Origin of the sequence: Streptomyces sp. NPDC096176 (assembly GCF_044763255.1) — a bacterium.
GTDB lineage: Bacteria > Actinomycetota > Actinomycetes > Streptomycetales > Streptomycetaceae > Streptomyces.
Genome location: NZ_JBIWFV010000001.1, coordinates 818,775 through 835,897, shown reverse-complemented (window position 1 = coordinate 835,897; position 17,123 = coordinate 818,775). Strand labels below are relative to the sequence as shown.

14 protein-coding genes and 2 pseudogenes are annotated in these 17,123 nt (G+C 63.9%); 6 read left to right on the top strand and 10 right to left on the bottom strand.

The features are described 5' to 3' along the window. The first annotated feature begins 204 nt into the window (after positions 1–204). Positions 205–1,248 (top strand): XRE family transcriptional regulator, encoded by a 1,044-nt coding sequence (locus tag ACIQ7Q_RS04005; RefSeq protein WP_403856431.1) that lies wholly within the window; start codon positions 205–207, stop codon positions 1,246–1,248. Here ACIQ7Q_RS04005 and ACIQ7Q_RS04000 read toward each other — a convergent pair. The 5 genes from ACIQ7Q_RS04000 to ACIQ7Q_RS03980 form a co-directional block, all read right to left on the bottom strand. Next, complete coding sequence (locus tag ACIQ7Q_RS04000) at positions 1,232–2,023, bottom strand: NUDIX domain-containing protein (RefSeq protein ID WP_403855962.1); 792 nt, start codon at positions 2,021–2,023, stop codon at positions 1,232–1,234. The two genes, ACIQ7Q_RS04005 and ACIQ7Q_RS04000, sit on opposite strands and share 17 nt — an antisense overlap. A gap of 700 nt (positions 2,024–2,723) precedes the next feature. Further along, entirely contained in the window at positions 2,724–4,481 is a 1,758-nt protein-coding gene (locus ACIQ7Q_RS03995) for an AIPR family protein (protein ID WP_403855960.1), read from the bottom strand. A gap of 63 nt (positions 4,482–4,544) precedes the next feature. Next, complete coding sequence (locus ACIQ7Q_RS03990) at positions 4,545–5,504, bottom strand: hypothetical protein (protein ID WP_403855958.1); 960 nt, start codon at positions 5,502–5,504, stop codon at positions 4,545–4,547. A 249-nt stretch (positions 5,505–5,753) separates the two neighbouring features. Then, a complete protein-coding gene (locus ACIQ7Q_RS03985) occupies positions 5,754–6,686 on the bottom strand; it encodes a DNA-methyltransferase (protein ID WP_403855956.1) in 933 nt (310 codons plus the stop codon). Positions 6,687–7,033: 347 nt separating this feature from the next. Continuing rightward, on the bottom strand, positions 7,034–8,137 hold the full coding sequence (locus tag ACIQ7Q_RS03980) for a competence protein CoiA family protein (RefSeq protein WP_403856429.1): 1,104 nt from the start codon (positions 8,135–8,137) through the stop codon (positions 7,034–7,036). Positions 8,138–8,963: 826 nt separating this feature from the next. On the opposite strand from ACIQ7Q_RS03980, the gene ACIQ7Q_RS03975 reads away from it, so the two are divergent. The 4 genes and pseudogenes from ACIQ7Q_RS03975 to ACIQ7Q_RS03960 all read left to right on the top strand — a co-directional run. Continuing rightward, complete coding sequence (locus ACIQ7Q_RS03975) at positions 8,964–9,812, top strand: hypothetical protein (RefSeq protein ID WP_403855954.1); 849 nt, start codon at positions 8,964–8,966, stop codon at positions 9,810–9,812. Positions 9,813–9,960: 148 nt separating this feature from the next. Then, positions 9,961–10,643: pseudogene (locus ACIQ7Q_RS03970) on the top strand (transposase); the annotation flags it as partial. A gap of 100 nt (positions 10,644–10,743) precedes the next feature. Next, positions 10,744–11,337 (top strand): hypothetical protein, encoded by a 594-nt coding sequence (locus ACIQ7Q_RS03965; RefSeq protein WP_403855952.1) that lies wholly within the window; start codon positions 10,744–10,746, stop codon positions 11,335–11,337. A gap of 271 nt (positions 11,338–11,608) precedes the next feature. Then, positions 11,609–12,443, top strand: a pseudogene (locus ACIQ7Q_RS03960) (transposase); the annotation flags it as partial. A 95-nt stretch (positions 12,444–12,538) separates the two neighbouring features. Here ACIQ7Q_RS03960 and ACIQ7Q_RS03955 read toward each other — a convergent pair. Beyond that, positions 12,539–12,835: a GYD domain-containing protein gene (locus ACIQ7Q_RS03955; RefSeq protein WP_403855950.1), complete on the bottom strand. Its 297-nt coding sequence runs from the start codon at positions 12,833–12,835 to the stop codon at positions 12,539–12,541. Positions 12,836–13,070: 235 nt separating this feature from the next. Continuing rightward, positions 13,071–13,415 (bottom strand): hypothetical protein, encoded by a 345-nt coding sequence (locus ACIQ7Q_RS03950; RefSeq protein ID WP_403855948.1) that lies wholly within the window; start codon positions 13,413–13,415, stop codon positions 13,071–13,073. 93 nt (positions 13,416–13,508) lie between these two features. Between ACIQ7Q_RS03950 and ACIQ7Q_RS03945 the strand changes: the two genes are divergently transcribed. Then, positions 13,509–14,012, top strand: coding sequence for a hypothetical protein (locus ACIQ7Q_RS03945; protein WP_403855946.1), 504 nt, complete (start codon positions 13,509–13,511; stop codon positions 14,010–14,012). 225 nt (positions 14,013–14,237) lie between these two features. Here the strand turns inward: ACIQ7Q_RS03945 and ACIQ7Q_RS03940 are convergent, their stop codons facing one another. From ACIQ7Q_RS03940 to ACIQ7Q_RS03930, 3 genes are all read right to left on the bottom strand, one after another. After that, positions 14,238–15,038 carry an HAD-IIA family hydrolase gene (locus ACIQ7Q_RS03940; protein ID WP_403855944.1) on the bottom strand — a complete coding sequence of 267 codons (801 nt, stop codon included), beginning with the start codon at positions 15,036–15,038 and terminating at the stop codon, positions 14,238–14,240. Positions 15,039–15,187: 149 nt separating this feature from the next. Next, the gene (locus tag ACIQ7Q_RS03935) at positions 15,188–16,147 is read right to left on the bottom strand and encodes a nuclease-related domain-containing protein (protein ID WP_403855942.1); all 960 of its coding nucleotides are present in this window, start codon (positions 16,145–16,147) and stop codon (positions 15,188–15,190) included. 229 nt (positions 16,148–16,376) lie between these two features. Next, on the bottom strand, positions 16,377–17,012 hold the full coding sequence (locus ACIQ7Q_RS03930) for a hypothetical protein (RefSeq protein WP_403855940.1): 636 nt from the start codon (positions 17,010–17,012) through the stop codon (positions 16,377–16,379). Positions 17,013–17,123 lie beyond the last annotated feature (111 nt).

Genomic DNA, 17,123 nt, shown 5'->3' with positions numbered 1-17,123 from the left:
TAGCCAGCAGATCTTCACGGCCCGTGGTTAACGACGCTGTTAACCCCGACCGACCTGTGGCAACGTGAGGCATGCTGGAAGGCGTCAACGGCCCCGTGCACAGGGAGCGGTGCAGTGTTCAACCGACTGCGAGAGGCCAGGAACGCCCGGGAGTGGTCGCAAGCGCGACTCATACACGAGATCGAGCAGTACGCGCGAAGGCACATGCTCGACGTTGGCTCGACTGCCAGCCTGCGCGTCTATGTCTCAGAATGGGAGAACGGCAAGCGCTCCATCAGTGAGCAGTACGCGAAGATCCTGCGCCCCGTTCTCGGTGTCACTGACGACGAGCTCTTTGGCCGGCACGCTGCTTCAGCAGTTCCCCCAGCGGTCGGCGGCTATGACGAGCTCATCAGCCGCATCGATTCTGCGCGCAGCGTCAGTCTCACCATGGTCGACACCTTTATGAACCAGACCGAGTTACTCCGCACCGTCGATCGCCAGATGGGAGCGGCGAGTCTGGTCGATCAGATGACTGGCCATGTCACCACCTTGGAAGACGCACTGACCTTCGCTGTGCTTCCAGAAACACGGCGCCCTGTCGCCCGAGCCTTGGCCGGCGCCGCGACACTTGCAGCCTGGCAAGCTCTCGACACCGGGGCTGTTGAACGGGCGTGGCGGCATTACGAGTTAGGCAAGCGGGCTGCCCAGGAGGCCGATGAGCCCATGTACCTGGCGCATGCCACCGCGGAGCAGGCTTATGTCCTCTGCGATGCAGGCCGACCTGTGACTGCGGTAGAGCTTGTGCGAAGCGCGCAGCAGGTAGGTGGGCAACGAAGCTCACCGAGACTCCGAGCGTGGCTCTATGCGGCTGAGGCAGAGATAGCCGCGAAAGCCGGTCTGGCGGAGGACTGCCGAAGGGCCCTCGAGCGTGCTGCGATGTGCCTGCCTGAGGGCGAGGAGGCGCGCGATCCCGACATGCTTAGCATTTTCCTCAATCACAGCCATCTAGCGCGGTGGCGAGGGAACGCCCTCGCGCTTTTGGGCGATGACGACGCGGTCCGCGACCTCTACACAGCGCTAGATGCTCTGGATCCCACGTTCATCCGCGCTACAGCCGGCCTGCGTTGCGACCTGGCTCAAGCACACCTGGCCCGTGGTGAGTTCGACCAAGCACAGGACCACGTACGGCAGGCCCGAATGCTGGCCAATCGCACCGGGTCGGTACGTCACCGCCGCCGAATCGAGCAGCTTACGCAGGAGCTGTAGAAGCGCCCTTGCCTCGGGTGGCCAGGAGGTGGAGTAGCGCGACCAAGGTCCCCGAGCCCATCAGTTCGCCACGCGCCATCAATGCGGGAATGTCAGCGAGGGGCACCCACGCGACATGGCCAGCTTCCTCGATGTCCGTGGGCTCACCGATGTGCGTAGCTCCGCAACCGACGTAGATCTCATGCGGCGAGTCGACCATGCCCACCATGGGCTGATAGGTGACGACATGCTGAAGCGAGTCCGGGCGCCAGCCCGTCTCTTCTTCGAACTCACGCAGAGCGGTTGTGGCGGCGTCTTCACCTTCATCCACAATGCCGCCAGGCAGCTCCCAGCCCCAGGCATCAGGAACGAAGCGGTACCGCCAGAGCATGAGCACTCGGTCCTGGTCATCCAGCACTGCCGTGATCGCGACATGGTGCAGCCGCACCACGTGATGCTCGAAGCGTTCGACCCCAGGCGGCTCTACATCGACAAGGGCAAGCTTGACCCACCGGTTGTCGTACACAGTCCGCTCACCATGAATCTGCCACGGCTCCAGCTTACCTGGTGAGTTGACGCTCGCCGCTTGTGAGGGGACGCGGTAGGAACTGCGCCCATGCACTTCGATCACGCGCTCTGCAACTAGCTTCGCCAGCACCTGCCGAAGTTGCGTGCGCCCGATCTCCAACTCATCCGACAGGGCTCGCTCGGAGGGGAGCTTCGCGCCGGCCGGATACTTCCCTGCTGCGATCCACTCACGAATCGTGCGGTACACCCGCGCCGACTTCGGTCCCATCCCCGTAGCACTCTCCCTGTCTCATGAACTGGCCCGCACCAGCGTAGCTGCCGACGCTGACGGCCAACAGGAGACGATCAGTACTGCGCGGACAGAGTTTCCCTACTTCATCAAGGCTCGCTGCGCTCGCTGACCGTCAGAGCACGAGTGGGGGATCACCGACAGCCAGCCCCGCGGGGCTGGCACCGTTCCACTCCCGCCACGCGCCCAAGCGGCCTCCAGGAGACGGCAAATACATCAGTAGGACAGCCCGGAGGAAGATGCGGACGCTCGAGAGAACACCACACTTGACGAATCGGACGTCTGCATTCCCGACCTCCTGAACTGCGGTAGCAGTCTGATCAGAGATCAAAGGTGCCGCGCACAGCGCGGCGGCGCCGGCCGGACGCCGCCGCGCTTGCCCCTCAATGTCTACGCCACCGGGGCCGCACGTCGGCGCCCGCCCGCGCCCACAAGGGGGGCGAAAAGAACCAGGCCGGGGGTGGGGACGGACGGCTCCACGGCTTTACCCACCTCCCCGGTCCGGGACCCGCGTCGAGCAAGACCAGGGGGCCACTCGGACACATTGCGGGCAGGGGACAAGCCTGCCCGAGCAGCCGGCAAGCGTACGGCCCCCTGATCATGCACGACCCCAAACCAGGCAGGACACCGACCAAAGCCCTTCCGCCGACCTCTGCCAGATTCACCCGCACCCAGCAGCTCAGCCCACCCTGACTTCCAGTCCAAAGTCGGCATACGGGCCGGCACCCAGGGCGGGCCGAGTTGCTTCGACGAGCGACCGGAATTTGACCAATGACGCTGTGGTTCGTTCACTGTTCTTCAGGTATCCAGCGATCGCATCTTTGAGCTGCCCAACGAACGGAAGCAGTGGAACCAGGATCTGCCGCCAATGCGAAATAGCCTCACGCGGCGAGATGTTTCTCTGGAAATGAATCTGCCAAGAGTCATGCAATGGAGTATCCAAGATCGTTTCCAGGCAGGACGCGGTCGCATTAGCCAAGAGAATCGTGGACCCCCGCAGCCGAAAGAAATCAGCTTGCTCGCTCTGCGCACTCGTACGGCTAGAAATCGGAATCTTCGACAATTCGAGTTTAGCCTCTTCGATTGCCTTCAACAGGCTGTAACAAAACAGCAGGTGCTGAGCCGAAATCCTCTCCGGAAATACCTGCGAATAGATCTCGTCACTAGACCAGATTCGACGAGTCTCATTATACGCAATGTTCGGCATGGCATGGAATGCCGCGATTGCCTGAGCTGCCGTCTGAGTGGAAATCAAATTAGCAGGGCGCTCCACAATATCCCGCTCACTTCCTCTACGCCCTCCCCTATAGTCAGCTTCCGGGATATGCGCGAACTCTCTCCGCAGCCTGTCCTGGATTTTATCATTACTCCGGAAGTCTGCAGCCTCGACCTTGTTCTGCGTATTGTTGAATTGGATAATCTCTCGAATTACTTGTTGATCTGAGCATTTAACAAACCGCGCCAAGACGCGAGCAGACGCAAGAGCCTCCTTTGTCGCATTACTGCTTGCCAGCGCTCCAGTTGTCTGCGCACCATTTACGATTGACAGACCATGCACCTTGAGAACCGGTCTCACTTCAGTAGGCGGTTCGATGTGATTCACAAGAATCGTCAAGCCGTTATTGTAGGCAAAGAACCTCGCCGGATCATTCTCCGCCGTCCTCTTAATGCTGTTGTTGATGTTGGCATCGCTATTGATGCTCCCAAGGTAATCTCGCACATTCGCGCTGAAGAGATCGGTGCCAAACCTTGCGAACATCTCGGTGAGCCAGCTCGCTGGCACTGGCGCACAATAAGCCTCCCACTTGTCTCCCACCTGCGAGAAACCCCCGACAACAGGAATTTCCACTTCGTCGGCGACCAAGACAGGCATTTGCGAGGTGGCGTACCAACGATCCAACTTCTCACGCCCCACCTCCAGGGCGATGATGTCTTCTACCGAAGAATCCGGGTAGTGATGTTCGAGCTGCGCGCGCACACTGCCTCTTGCCGTATCGAGCTCCTCCTGTACCGCTTCGCTTTCCGGCAAATTGTGCACGTACCACAGTTCTACCTGACGAATCGAATCACGTCTCAGTGCTTCGTGTAGCTCATCTCGGGCTGGCCTAAGCAGGTCCGGAATTTCGGCCTGCTCAGCACCGAATAGCCAAGCGACTGCCGTGTTTAGGTCACTGGCCTTATTAGCCGGCGCGCTCGGCTTGGGCCTAGAGGACGTGTACCCCTGCGCAATAATCGCCCTACCCGAATCATGATCCACGTAGACGAGATCGCACTTCTTGTCATTCGTGCCGTCGGTTAGCGCCACAGCCGCCAAGCTGTCAATGTCGTCAATGCCAAGCGCAAGTTGGATAGCGAAGAGAAGGAGGCCGTTGTGTTCGTACTTGTCTAGATCTCTTCGCGTCTGGAAGGTGCTCAAGCTCGGCGAATCCTGCGACATATGCACTCCCTGACAATGTGGGTGGGATCCTCAATCACGTCGCCGCCAAGCGGCACCAGGCTTTTAGAACAGGGTGGGGCCTTGCTCTCGGCCCCTAGCAGGAACAACGTCGGGCCAAAGCTTCCCGATTTTTTGTCTTGCTTTACTCGTGACTGACGAAATTGGACCGCCGTCTGCTAGTGCAAGCTCCGGAGAATCTCGAAGCGCTAGACTGATGAGAGTTTCCGCATCGGTCCGTATCACCTTCCAGAGCTTGATGCTGTCAATTGTTCCATCGCTGCCTGAGTGGTTTGACTTGTCTAGCTCAAAGACGAATATCCACGAGTTTCCCTGCAGAAGTGGAGCATGGTCACCCTCTCTCACTAGAACAAATGATCCATCCTGTTGCTCTAGGAGACGTGGAGAAGCCAGGTGCCTGGCCCAGCTCATCCAGACAGAGCGCGGGATCGCGAATCCGCCTCCAGCGCACTCACTATGGCCAGCAAGCTGAAACTTATAGACCATCTGGTAAAAGGTTCGCTTGAAAACATTCGATAGGTTGGGCCCTTCCATTTTCTTGGAAAGGGCGGCCTTACCCGCCGCTGAGCGAAGGTACTCGTGAAACGTTGATGGCTCGTTCGTGAGTGCAGAGCTCACCAATTGCACCGCATGTTTATAAGAACCATGGAAGTCCATAGTCTGCAGTTCCAGAATGCCAAATCGCCCTAGTGATAGCTCAGGATCTACATCGATGAGTTCAATCAGCGTCCAGTCAAAGGAAAACTCTGGAGAAACCAACGTCTTTGAGATTCCCAACTCCCCGCCGAGTTTCTCCTGAAAGAACACCAGCACGTGCTCAGCCTTGTCTAGCGCATTCCTGATGACCAGGCGCGTATTCGGGTCGGCCAACGTCGGGGCTGGAATAAAGTGGAGCGTGGCTTCTTCTGGGTAACCAAAGAGCCGCCGTGCGGCTTGCCCCATGAACTGAGGGTCAAGAGCCCTATTGGGGCAGACAAGCCAGTCGTAGCGTGCGGCATCGACCACCGTACTCACTGTACATACGCCACGGGAAGACTCTGCCTTGACGCAAGCTCGGTCCTCGGTCGTAGCTGAACTTAGGAACGGGCACTGTCCGGCTTGCTGAATGGCAAGGGCTTCGTGTCCGCCGGCTACCTTCGGGTAGACCTGATAACCGAAGTACTCCGCCACGAAGTTGCCTCGCCCATGCTGCGGGGGGATCGTTGACATGATCGGAATCCTGCCAGAGCTACCGTGCTCGCGTCCGGCCCTTGATCAGAAAAGTCGAGGTTCCTGTTCAGCTACTCTTTGGAGGGCCGACGCAGCGAAGTGATCCGTCAACTCGAAGCCAATGGCCCGCCTACCTGACTCTTGCGCCACTGTCAACGATCTCCCCGTCCCGCAGAACGGGTCTAGGACAACACCATCCGGAGGGCAGGAGCTCAGAATTCTGGGCCTAATCAGCTCCTCTGGAAAAGTGGCAGAATGCCCATCTGAGCCTGACTTGACATTGACCGTCACCACGTCGCGAATTCCCGATTCAACTTCGTCGACGTCGTAATAGTATTTCGGTCGTCCTTCGGTGGGCTTCTTCACGAAGTGGAAAAAATGCTCGTGTGAGAGCCGCAACCTGTCCTTCTCGGGACGCGGTGGCACATTGGGCTTGTGCCAGATGAGGTCGTTCCTCAGGATCCATCGTGCATCTTGCATGGCAATCGCGAAGCGTGCTGGAATCATGAGGAGCTGCTTTTCTTGGCGATAGCCCCCCATCGGTGTCTTACGACGCATCCGTGGGTTGTCGCCGAGTCCCTGTCGACCATCCATGCGAATGCTGGACCATCGAGCGAAGTAAGTATCGCCGAGATTGATCCACATGCTACCGCCTGGCTTCAAGCCCGACTTGATCCTGTCAAAGATCTCCACCAGGTGGGAGATGAACCATTCCGGGATCGGCTCCATCCCCAGGATTCCGCCGTGCGCTCGATACCATTCGTAAGAAGGAATTTCGAGGGCATCCTGCCCAGCACCCTTCCACTCCTGCAGAATTTCCTCATTGTGATCCATGCCGTATGTCCGCATGCCCCAATAAGGAGGAGAGGTAATCACCAGGTCGACAGAGTTGTCCAGTAGCTTTCCCGCAAGGTCATAGGCATCGCCTTGCCAGACGTCAATGCTCGGGCGCTCAGGGTCAGAAGCTACGGTAGACACGCCTCGTATGGTACTGGTCCACGCCGTCTAGCTACACACCCTTGACGAGGCGGAGTCGATCCAGCAGGTCCGAGCCCCATGCTGACGAGCACTCGGAGCTGGCAGCGCCTAGGACAGACCCGGGCAGTCTACCGCAGGCCGATCCACGTCGCCGTTGCAGTGGGCGCGTTGGTACTGCCGTAGCTGCTAGCCGCACGTGGCTGGGGTCAACTCGTCGCGGCAAAGCCGGCTCGGGCCCGTTGCTTTCGGGGGCCAGAATGCATAGCCCTTCCAGCAGTTGATACCACACTCTCCGTCCCTGCGCCCACGATATACGGCTCGCAAGGCTTCACTGCAATCTCACGAGACTATGGCATCGATGACAGCGGCGTGACGATGCGAGCCCCAGCCGGGGCCGAACTGAGTAGTGATTCCCTATCGGAGTTGGTGGCGGCGAATGTGATCAGCCGCGAGAAGTGCTGCCAGTTGATCTTAGTCGGGTCAGGATGAACGACTCCGTATGGTCGGCCGTCGACGCAGACCGGCACTCCGCATGCCCAGTCCCACGCGATCCATTGAGGCTTGAAAGTCGGTTCCTTTCCTGTCTCAATGCGTATCCACTCTGCCACCGCGGAGTGCAGATTTTGCCGTATGCGCTCAGAGAGGGCCCCCTGCCACTCCTCGACCAAGAAGCGGTTGGCCTCGGGCCATCTGCGGGCACGCCATTCCAAGTTCTCCCGCGCCTGTCGTTCACGACCTTTGCGTTCAGCTTCGCCGAACCGTTCAGCGTCGGCGATGTGATGCCGCGAACTCCACACCTCAGACCAAGAGCCGAAACTCCAGTGGATTCGCTCGGCCGGCCTGTGAGTCATAACGCAGCTCTCGAGTACCTGGCCAACGAACCTCGGCAATGTGATACCTAGGCTGCACCAGTGTCCGTGCGCCCCCACCGGGCACTGCCAGGGACGCTCATGCACATCACACGCTTCGATCACGAAACGTGCGAGTCCTGCAACGACCTGCCAGTCTGGATCATCCGAGGTGGGAGGCGTCACCACGACAGAGGGGACGGCGCCGAGCCAAGGTCGCATGCGCGTGGATACCCAGCAGATGCCAACGCCGTCAGCAGCGACACGCTGTGTGCGCTGCCGTATCTCCTCGATGCGGATTGGAGATAGCTGCGCCTCCCACGCCATCCGGCTCATGCCGTCGAGTGAGGAAGACAACACATCCGCGCGCCAGGTTCCATCTGGGCCGCGCACTTCTAACTCTGCCTGGTGATCCGCTGCACGGATGGCAGTGGCCAACTCCAGCTTCAGCAGGTGATGTTCCAAAGACTCGCCAGCCATTACACAGGTGGGCGCAGCCGAATCGTGTGCGAAGAATCGTGTTCCCCGAGGTGAGACCTTCGCATGCACAGGGTGTGCACACTCCGGGCAGGCCAAGGCGACCCGCGGCCGCGCTCGGTGCACTGCTTCCCAAGCCCACGCACACCCGAGATCCGCGAGCGTCGCATCCACTGTCCCCCGCTCCGGATGCCAAGCAGTCAGAGACAAGGCGTCCCCCCTTCTCTCCCAACTCGACTAGCTGGAGGCACTCATAGCTTGTCGAGTCTGCATCATGAAGCCAATCGCCGAAGGGCTGGCTCGAGCAGTCACACGTCAGTACGTGGGTCTCTGGAGACCCGGCGGCCAGCAACCGCAGCACCGGAGGCAACGACGGCAGTGCCGACAACCACCCGCGTGGCAAGGTGGATGTCCGCCCGACCTGCCCGCCTGGTCGGTGCCGCTGAAGCGCAAGGGCCAGAGGCAAGCCATATGGACATCCCCTCAACTGTCTTGAGAGCATCTCGTGGCCCATTCGCGGACCGGCAGCTCCGGTGAGCGCAGCTAAAGCGCGCTGACCAGCGTAAATGTGTCTAGCACAAGGGGCCTCCGGAGCCGTGTGCGCAGGTTCGAATCCTGCCGGGGGCACAGAAGCCGGAACAGCGTGATCACGCCGCTGACCAGCGGAAGTGCCAGACTTCAGGAGCCGGACCCAGTCCCACTGGGTCCGGCTCATTGTCGTTGTCTGTCGCTGGTCGCGAGTGAGTGGCGAGTGAGCCGCGTGCAAGGCTCGAGGGCGTCACGCCAGACGGGCCGGCTCCATCGCGGTGCCGCCCGGACTGTCACTCTGAGGGACAAGCATGTCGCGGCTCGAGGGGGCCCCAGTGGCGAGAGGCCCAGAGACCCGGAGACGCGCCAACACAGGGCAATGCCTCCGCTACGATGCGTGCCTCACCAAGCCCGGGGGGCGCCCATGCGGGACGAGCCACCGCTCTTCAAGTTCACGCGCGACACGCCGTCGAACCACACTCGACTCGCAGTCGATATGGAGAAACTAGCCGCCGTGACGAGTGCCCTGGCAGCGGGACTTGCCACCGCCCTCGGCGGCGTTACCGCATTCACCTGGGACGGTCCGAGCACCCAGGGCTCGCAGTTCCCATCCTGGTTCTGGCCCAGCGCCGGCGTCGTGGCCCTACTGATCCTCCTGGCCTTGGGTACAACGCTCGTTGTCAGAGAGCGCCGCAAAGCTGCGCTCAAGCGTGAAGAGCAGAAGCTCCTCGAGAACGCGGCGGACCGTCTGAAGGAGCACATGGAGCTCGCCAGTCTGGTGAACTTCAACCGAATCCTTCTTGAGCGCTACCACGGCATCGCTACCAAGCAGGCCAACAAATCGTTCGTAAGCAGTATCGCGGCAATGGCCGTTGGTCTCGCCGTCCTGATCGGGGCTTTCGTCGCATCCATGCACTACAACTCGCAAGGGGAACGAGTCTTCATCGGATCCCTTGCCGCGCTGGCGACCGTCTTCGTGGGCTACCTGAGCAAGACATTTCTCGCTGTCTACGACCGGTCACTTCAGCAGCTGAACCAGTACTTCAACCAGCCGGTCCTCAACCAGTACTTCCTCACTGCCGAGCGAGTAGTCGAAAGACTCGACGGTCCACGCCGGGAGGAGCTCCTCACACAGATCGTCCTCGACGTCCTCGACACCGGCAAGCACATGCATCAAACAGCGGCAGCCAAGAGCACTTCCAGGCCCAAGGCGCGAGCCAAGGTGACACGCCAGCGGGTTGGCCAGGAGGTCCAGCAGCAGCCCCCGCAGTAGACCGTAGGTCCGCAACTGCGGCGCCAGACAGACAGGTCGGGCCCAACTTCATGGTCCGGACCCTTGTCATCCTCCATCACGGGTGAAAAACCACGCTTCAATTCTCGCTTCGGCGGAAATCAACGCCTCCAGGCCGGGCCAGTGGCCGTCGTATTCCGTCCGAATGACCATCACCGACGCCATCCACCAGGCCGTGCTGAAAATCCCGGAGAAGGCGTGGACACCGGCCTACGACGCCGGCGGCACCGAGCGACCCGGCGGCTGGTTCGCGGAGAGATCACCGACATGCCCGACCTGAGCACGTGGCCGAAGGGGATGCGGCTGGTCGTCTGCAGGAAACAGCCTTACCCCGGCGCCCAGTTGCGCTTCACCGATCTCGACGGCATGCGGCTGACCTGCTTCGCGACCAACACCAAAGGCGGTCAGCTCGCCGACCTCGAACTACGTCACCGCAGGCGGGCCCGCTGCGAGGACCGCATCCGAAGCCCGCGACACGGGCCTGCGCAACCTGCCCCTGCACGACACCGCCCAGAACCGGATCTGGCTGGAGATCGTCTCCCTCGCACTCGACCTCCTCGCCTGTATGCCGATGCTCGCCCTGACCGCCCAAACCCGCCACTGGGAACCCCAGAAGCTCCGCCTGGGCTGTTCTCCGCCGCGACGCAGCTGGTCCCCACGGCCCGGGAGCACGAAATGCGTCGTTGGCGGAAGTTGATCACCGACATATATGGAGCGCCGGCATACAAGCCCGCCTTCCAAGAGTCCGCCAGTGGCTGTTCGCGAGCACGGCCTGCCGGCTCCCATCTCCAACCTTGCGAAATACAGCGGTAGTCATTCGGTCAGCCCAATAGAAGTGGTAGGGATCAGTCGGCACCAAAGAATGGAACGGGACCTCGGAAGACTCCGGGCCCAATCGACGAGGGAGCGTTTCATGCATGATCAGTACAGGGCCGTATCGCCTCTGCGCCGTTCGCGGTGGGTGACTCGGCTGGGAATGGTCGCGGGCACGCCGCTGGCAGCAATGGCGCTGGTCGGGACGCTGGGTGCCGCGCCTGCAGCAGCTCAGGGCCTGAGCGTCGAACCTGCCACGGCCTCGGTGTCCACCGAGTGGGAGGCCGTCCACGCGACCGAACCTGAGCCCGGGAAGGACAAGGACAAGGACGGGCCGATGGACGGCGACGGGTGCTTCGAGATCGACACCGTCCGCCAGGAAGCAGCCGGCGGTGGAGCCTTCTATGCGGCGACATCTAACGGAGTCGCCTATGTCGGCGACGAGCTCAGCCCGCTCGGAACCATCGACTGGGACGACCTTTCCGACGAGGGGGGTGACGTACCTGAAGGGGCCTGCGCAGTGTCCATCGACGTCGGCCCCACCGGTGAGGGCAGTGACGTCGTCATCGACGTGATCACCACGTCCGAGACCGTGCACACCATCACCTGCGACCGCACGGGTTCGGTGATCACCAGCTGCGGCACATGGGTGGAGCGCGACGAGCCGACGCCCGGAGCCACACCGGGACCGTGAGGAGAGAGCGCTCCACTTGCGCTGAGAGGAACTTGATTCCCTCAGGGACGTGAGCGCTTCCGGAGTGTTCGCAGCGCGTTCACTCCGGATTGTGCCCCTCGGACGTGATCGTCCGAGGGGCCTTCTCATGCCCGGTGGATCTCGATCCCGTGAGTGGCCGTGGCCGCCTCCGTGGCCGTCACCGCCACCGCGGCCGTCGTCGCGTCCGTGGCCGCCGAGGCGGACGACGGTCCACGGGCGCATCAGGTCGTCGTTTCGTGTTCGCGAATGTGGCAGTGGTGGACGTACGTTGCCCGTCGCCGCCCTACTTAGACCGGGAAACGCGGGATCCAACACGGCCGCCGACCCCATCACCACCGCCCAACTCACCCTGGCCCACCTGGCGAAGCAATACCGGCGAGGGCGGCAGACTCTGATCCGCACGGACTCCGCGGGCGGCACCCACGACGTCGCGTTCTGGCTCGCGCGACGAGGCCGATGGCTGTCCTACTCGGTCGGCATGGTGATCACCGAGACGATCCGCGAACACGTGCTGAAGATCCCCGCCTCAGCCTGGACCCCAGCCGTCGAGACCGACGGCTGTCCGTGACGGGGCCTGGGTCGCCGAGCTCACCGGCAAGCTCCTGGACAGCCGGTCCAAGCGCATGCGACTGATCATCCGAAAGGAACGACCGTATCCTGGCGCCCAATTGAGGGTCACCGACGCAGACGGCATGCGGATCACGTGCCTCGCACCAACACCCCCGACCGGCCGATCGCCGAGCTCGAGCTCCGTCACCGGCTGCGGGCCAGGGCCGAGGACCGGATCCGGGCCGCCCGGATCACCGGCGTGCGCAACCTGCCCCTTCACACAACAGGCCAGAACAAGTTCTGGCTCGAGATCGTCCAGATCGCCCTCGACCTGCCGGCCTGGATGCCCATGCTCGCTCTCACCGGCAAGGCCCGACGCTGGGAGCCCCGCCGCTCGCGGTTCCGCCTGTTCTCCGCAGCCCCCCAGCTCGTCACCACCGGCCGACGCAGGATCCTCCGCCTTGCGCCACTGGCCCTGGACCAACGAGATCACAGGCATCCTTGAGCGGCTCGCGCCCCTGCCCGACGCCGGCTGACCAGCAACGAAGGCCCCTGGACAGGTCCAGGGGCCTCGATCCGTACCGCCTTGAGCGTGTCACTCGTACCCATACATCCTCGACAGGGAATTCCCTCAGTCAGCGGCTTTGGCGATGATGCGGTCCATCTCCTCCCGGCCGAAGGCTCGCAGGGTCGTGCTGCGGACGTTGCCCAACGCGCCGACCTGTAGGAGCACTGCGGTGGCAGTCTCGTCGTCGCGCGCCTCTACGACAGCCACGATGTCGTACGGACCGACGGTCCAGTAGAGGTTCAGGACCTGCACCCCGAGCTTCTCTGCCGCTGCGGTGAAGGCTTCGGCGCGTTGCGGGGTGTCCTTGTAGCCGCGGATCCCCTGGTCGGTCCAGTTCAGCAGTGCAACAAACGTGGGCATGATCCTTTACCCCAGTAAGTAGACAACAACACGTTGGGGTAAATGTTGGGCAATAGGCGAGAAATGCGCACGAGAGGCGCATCTGAACGAGTGAGTGGTGCGCAAGGACGGGTGAGTCCTGGCGATCCGTCGAGCGGACAACGGACTGTGGGAGCTTCCGGGCGGAGTCCACGCTTGGGCCTCCGGCGCCGTGTGCGCGAGTTCGGGCAAGGGGCGTGCAGTTACCGGCAGCGGGTCAGCCTTGGATCTCGCGGACCACGTTGTCGTCGTCGTCGGAGAGCTCCAGGGCGTAGCACAGTCCCAACCGGCGCAGCAGGCCGGCCAACTCGTCGAGTCGCTCCGGGTCGACGACCCCATTCAGCAAGAGGTCTGGGGCGTCCAGCGGCTCGATCTCCACCTGACACCAGCTGTTCTCAACCTCATACCCGTACCAGGACGACGACCTCGCCCTCCAGCCGATCCTCGTGAAACGTTCAGCCACGGAGTCCGCGTCACGGCAGCCACGCAGGGTGCCGCAGATGTTGTTGCCGCGCGCGATCCACTCAGGGTCGAGCTTCTGGCGGTCTTCAGATGGGTCCACTCGCGGAGTATGAAGCACCACGGGCGGCAGCGATCACTCGTTCTGCCGCTCCCGCAACCTTTCGACCTCGGGAGGCCGGTAGGGTCGGCCGATGTGGAGATGACCGAGGACGAGTACCAGGAGCTGGCCGAGCTGGACCGGGTTCGGTCCAGCAACCCCGTCCTGGACGCCTGGCTCCAGATCCAGCAGCAAGAGTTTCCCGTATGGGCCCAACAGCACGGCGGGACCTGGGACTTCACCCCCGGCTCCCTTGTGCACCTGGAGGCCCTCGTTCGCTCCTGCTATTCCAGCAGCGACCGGGCATGGGAGGAACGCGGCAGCGACTTCCTCCAGACGGCGGCCTGGTACGTCGGCGAGGTCCACAACCGCACCTGCGGCACCCAGTGGCAGTACCACCCCGACTCCGCCGCCGCCGACCCGGCCGTGTGGCCGTTCGTCACCGTACCGTTCGACCGGCTCTTCGACTTCGAAGACGAAGACGGCATCGAAGCCGACGCCAGGCCCCTGTACACGCCAGTCAACCGCCTGTGCGGGATCCTCGACGCGGACGGCGGCCGGCTCATCACCGACCTCGACATCCACACACCGCCGCAGTAGCCCCGGGCGCCGGGGCCATCGCGGCCGTCGCCGCCCTGACCGTGCAGACGGCCCCCGGCCGCCGCCCCCCACAGGTGCGGCCCCCGGGTCGGCGGCGGCTCGATCTTCCCGACGCCCCAGCGCATGCGCGCCGCATCCGCATGCGTCACGATCGCGGGGTGGCGCAGTTCATCGCGGACAGGCATCGGGCGAGAGGATGAGCAAGGCGTTGATTACGGGGCTCAGCTACGCGCCGGCCCCCAACTCCTCCAGCAGGCGCGGCACATCCGCGAACGAATCCAGCACGTGGTCCGGCGTCCCCGACGCCCTCTGGTGCGTTTCCCGGCGGTACTTGCCCGTCTTGACCAGGACGCCTGTCAGGCCGTGGTGTTGGGCGGCGAGAACGTCCGACTCGATGTCGTCGCCCACCATCAGCGCCTCGGAGGCAGCGGCGCCCACGCGGGACAAGGCCGTCGCGAAGAACGCGGCGGCGGGCTTGCCGACGACTTCCGCCTCGAGGTCCGCCGCTCGTTCCAGGCCGAGCAGGAAAGCGCCTGTGTCGAGGGCGAGGCCCGACTGCGTCCGCCAGTAGAGGTTGCGGTGCATGGCCACCAGGCAGGCGCCCTGCTGAAGGTGGGCGAACGCGCGGTTGAGGCTCGCGTAGTCGAACTCCGGGCCCGCGCCGCCGGTGATCACCACGTCCGCGGGGGCCTCGTCGGCCGGGTCGATCAGGGTGACGCCCTCAAGGTCGTCGGCGATGTCGCCGCTGTTGAGCAGGAGACAGCGCGCGCCGGGAAGGTGCTCGGTGAGGTATGCGGCGGTGGCGGCCGGAGCCGTGAGGACGTCTTCGGCGGAGACGGGGAAACCGGCCTCCGCGAGGACCGTCGCGATCGAATCGCGGGTGCGGGACGTGGTGTTGGTGAGCAGCGCCAGCGGTACGCGGCGCTCACGCAGCTGTCGCATCGCCTCCACCGCTCCGGGCAGGGGCTTCCAGGACACCGTGAGCACCCCGTCGATGTCGATCAGGACAGCGCCGACCTGTTCCATGAATCGACCGTACCGAGGTCGGCCCGCTCGGGCAGCTCAGCAGGTCGGGGGTGCGAGCACCGTAGGGATTCGATACTGCCGCGGCGAGGCGGATGACACTCTGAGTGGGACGCCGATTGCATGACGTCGTCACCCGGTGTGCACGGTGGTCACACCTCCTCCCACACCCCCCGCCGCCGCGCGATCTCGTACAGCCGGTCCGCCTCGTACGCCGTGAGCGCGCCCGCCAGCGGTGCCAGGGCCGAGAGTTGGCGTTCCCGGTAGACGCGGACATCCGTCTGGGTGGCCGCCACTTCGAGGGACGCCGCGTCCACGAAGACGAGGACCGGGTGGACGGGGACCGGGAAGTCGGTGTGGCGCTCCAGGGTTTCCCGTACGAGGTCGGCCTCGGCGCGGCACTCGGTGATGTACGGGCAAGGGGCGCCGTCGTCGATGGTGACCGTGTCGTCGCCGGCGCGTACGGACTGTTGCGGGTAGTACTCGGTACGGATGGTGAAGACGCCCCCCGGGCCGATCAGGAGGTGGTCGATGTCTCCGCCGTCCAGGAGCGGGATCGAGTGCAGGACGCGCCAGCTGTGGCGGGTGAGGCGGCCGAGTTCGGCGCCGGTTCTGCGTTCGCCGAGGAGTTCCTTCCGGCGCGCGGCGTCCATGGGCCGGCGGCGCTGGACCCGGGAGCTGAGCCGTTCGAGTAACCCTGAATCCCCCGTTCCGGCCTCGGGTGCCGTGGCGCGGAGGGTGGCGCCGGGGCGGCGGGAGGCGAGGTCGGTCTCCGGGGTCAACTCGGGTAGCGCTCCGGGCCGGGGCGGCGGCGCGGCGGGTTCCGGCGGCAGTTCGGCGGGCGGGGCCGCGATTTCGGCCCGGCTCGCCTCGCCGGTGCCCTTCGTCAGGAAGCCGACGTGCACGCGGATCTCGGGCGGCTCGGGTGTCAGGAGCTCGGGTGCGCGGCGGGCCAGCACGTCCGTCACGTCGTCGCGGTAGCGCGCGTGGACCACGGTGATGCCGCCGGTTCTGCGGTCCGCCCAGCCGATGGGCGTGCCGTCGGGGAGGTTCACGTAGAGGCGGTCGTGCCCGAAGTTCTGCCATGCGGTGACCGTCAGTTCCTCGAGCATGCCCCTGCCTCCCTCGCTGTGTTGTCCGGTGCCACCGTTCGGCGGCACCGGCCCCCGTACGTCTCAGGCTCACCCCCCGACGCGCCGTGCAGAAGGGCGCAGAGCGGGCGCACTGGTCGACGGGCGTCTTCACGGGGCAGGACCTGGGACTATGCCGTGGGTACGTGCCTTGTTGCGGGGCACGGGCGCGGCGGGGCGCACGGAGGCGGTGGCCTCGTCTCTCCCGCCGTCAGTAGATGGTGAGCGCGACTCCGCACAGGCCGAGGCCCACCTCGGCGGCCTGCCGCCACTGGCGCAGGGGACCGTCCAGTACGGACTCCTCGTCCGGCAGGTAGGCGATCCAGTCCCGCTCCTGCGCGGCCCTGCGTTCGTCGGACGTGAAAGTGAGGGCCTGTTCCACCCTGGGGAGTGTCTGCTGCACCTCGGCCGACGTGAGGAGGAAGTTCCCGCACCAGCCGGGGAGCAGTGCCGCGCGCCGCGGACCGACGGCGTGCAGGAACGAGGCGATCGCGTAGTCCTTGTTCTGGATCGACAGAAACATCCGGTCGGGGTCCTCGCCGCGTTCCCAGACGTCGCGGACCAGCCAGAAGTCGTCGTCGGGCGACGACCCGCCGTACATCTCCTGGATGTGCTCGCCGAACGTCAGACGGTGGAAGTCGTCGACCGCCTCCCGGACAGCGGCGCCCGCCGTTCCCGTACACCAGGTGCGGTGGTCGGGCAGCGGATTCTCTGACCAGCGGCTCCAACGTGCTTGTGTCAACTGGTCGTTACGGTCGGCGTCGATCAGCGGGAGCATGCGCGGGGCGAGTTCGGCGATGAACGCGTCGGCGTGGGCACTGATGGCCCACGCGGAGGTGATCCCCATGGCGGGCAGCGTACGCCGTGGCGGTGTGCGACCACGCGGCCGTCCGACAAGCCGACAAGCGCCGGCCCCGAACGTGGCGGAACCCGGGAGTCGTATCCAGCTCCCGGGTCC

Excerpts from the sequence above, each read along its gene's own strand:
- ACIQ7Q_RS04005 (WP_403856431.1), top strand. The coding sequence starts at position 205 with ATGCTCGACGTTGGCTCGACTGCCAGCCTGCGCGTCTATGTCTCAGAA.
- ACIQ7Q_RS04000 (WP_403855962.1), bottom strand. The coding sequence starts at position 2,023 with ATGGGACCGAAGTCGGCGCGGGTGTACCGCACGATTCGTGAGTGGATC.
- ACIQ7Q_RS03995 (WP_403855960.1), bottom strand. The coding sequence starts at position 4,481 with ATGTCGCAGGATTCGCCGAGCTTGAGCACCTTCCAGACGCGAAGAGAT.
- ACIQ7Q_RS03975 (WP_403855954.1), top strand. The coding sequence starts at position 8,964 with ATGCGGGACGAGCCACCGCTCTTCAAGTTCACGCGCGACACGCCGTCG.
- ACIQ7Q_RS03965 (WP_403855952.1), top strand. The coding sequence starts at position 10,744 with ATGCATGATCAGTACAGGGCCGTATCGCCTCTGCGCCGTTCGCGGTGG.
- ACIQ7Q_RS03955 (WP_403855950.1), bottom strand. The coding sequence starts at position 12,835 with ATGCCCACGTTTGTTGCACTGCTGAACTGGACCGACCAGGGGATCCGC.
- ACIQ7Q_RS03940 (WP_403855944.1), bottom strand. The coding sequence starts at position 15,038 with ATGGAACAGGTCGGCGCTGTCCTGATCGACATCGACGGGGTGCTCACG.
- ACIQ7Q_RS03935 (WP_403855942.1), bottom strand. The coding sequence starts at position 16,147 with ATGCTCGAGGAACTGACGGTCACCGCATGGCAGAACTTCGGGCACGAC.
- ACIQ7Q_RS03930 (WP_403855940.1), bottom strand. The coding sequence starts at position 17,012 with ATGGGGATCACCTCCGCGTGGGCCATCAGTGCCCACGCCGACGCGTTC.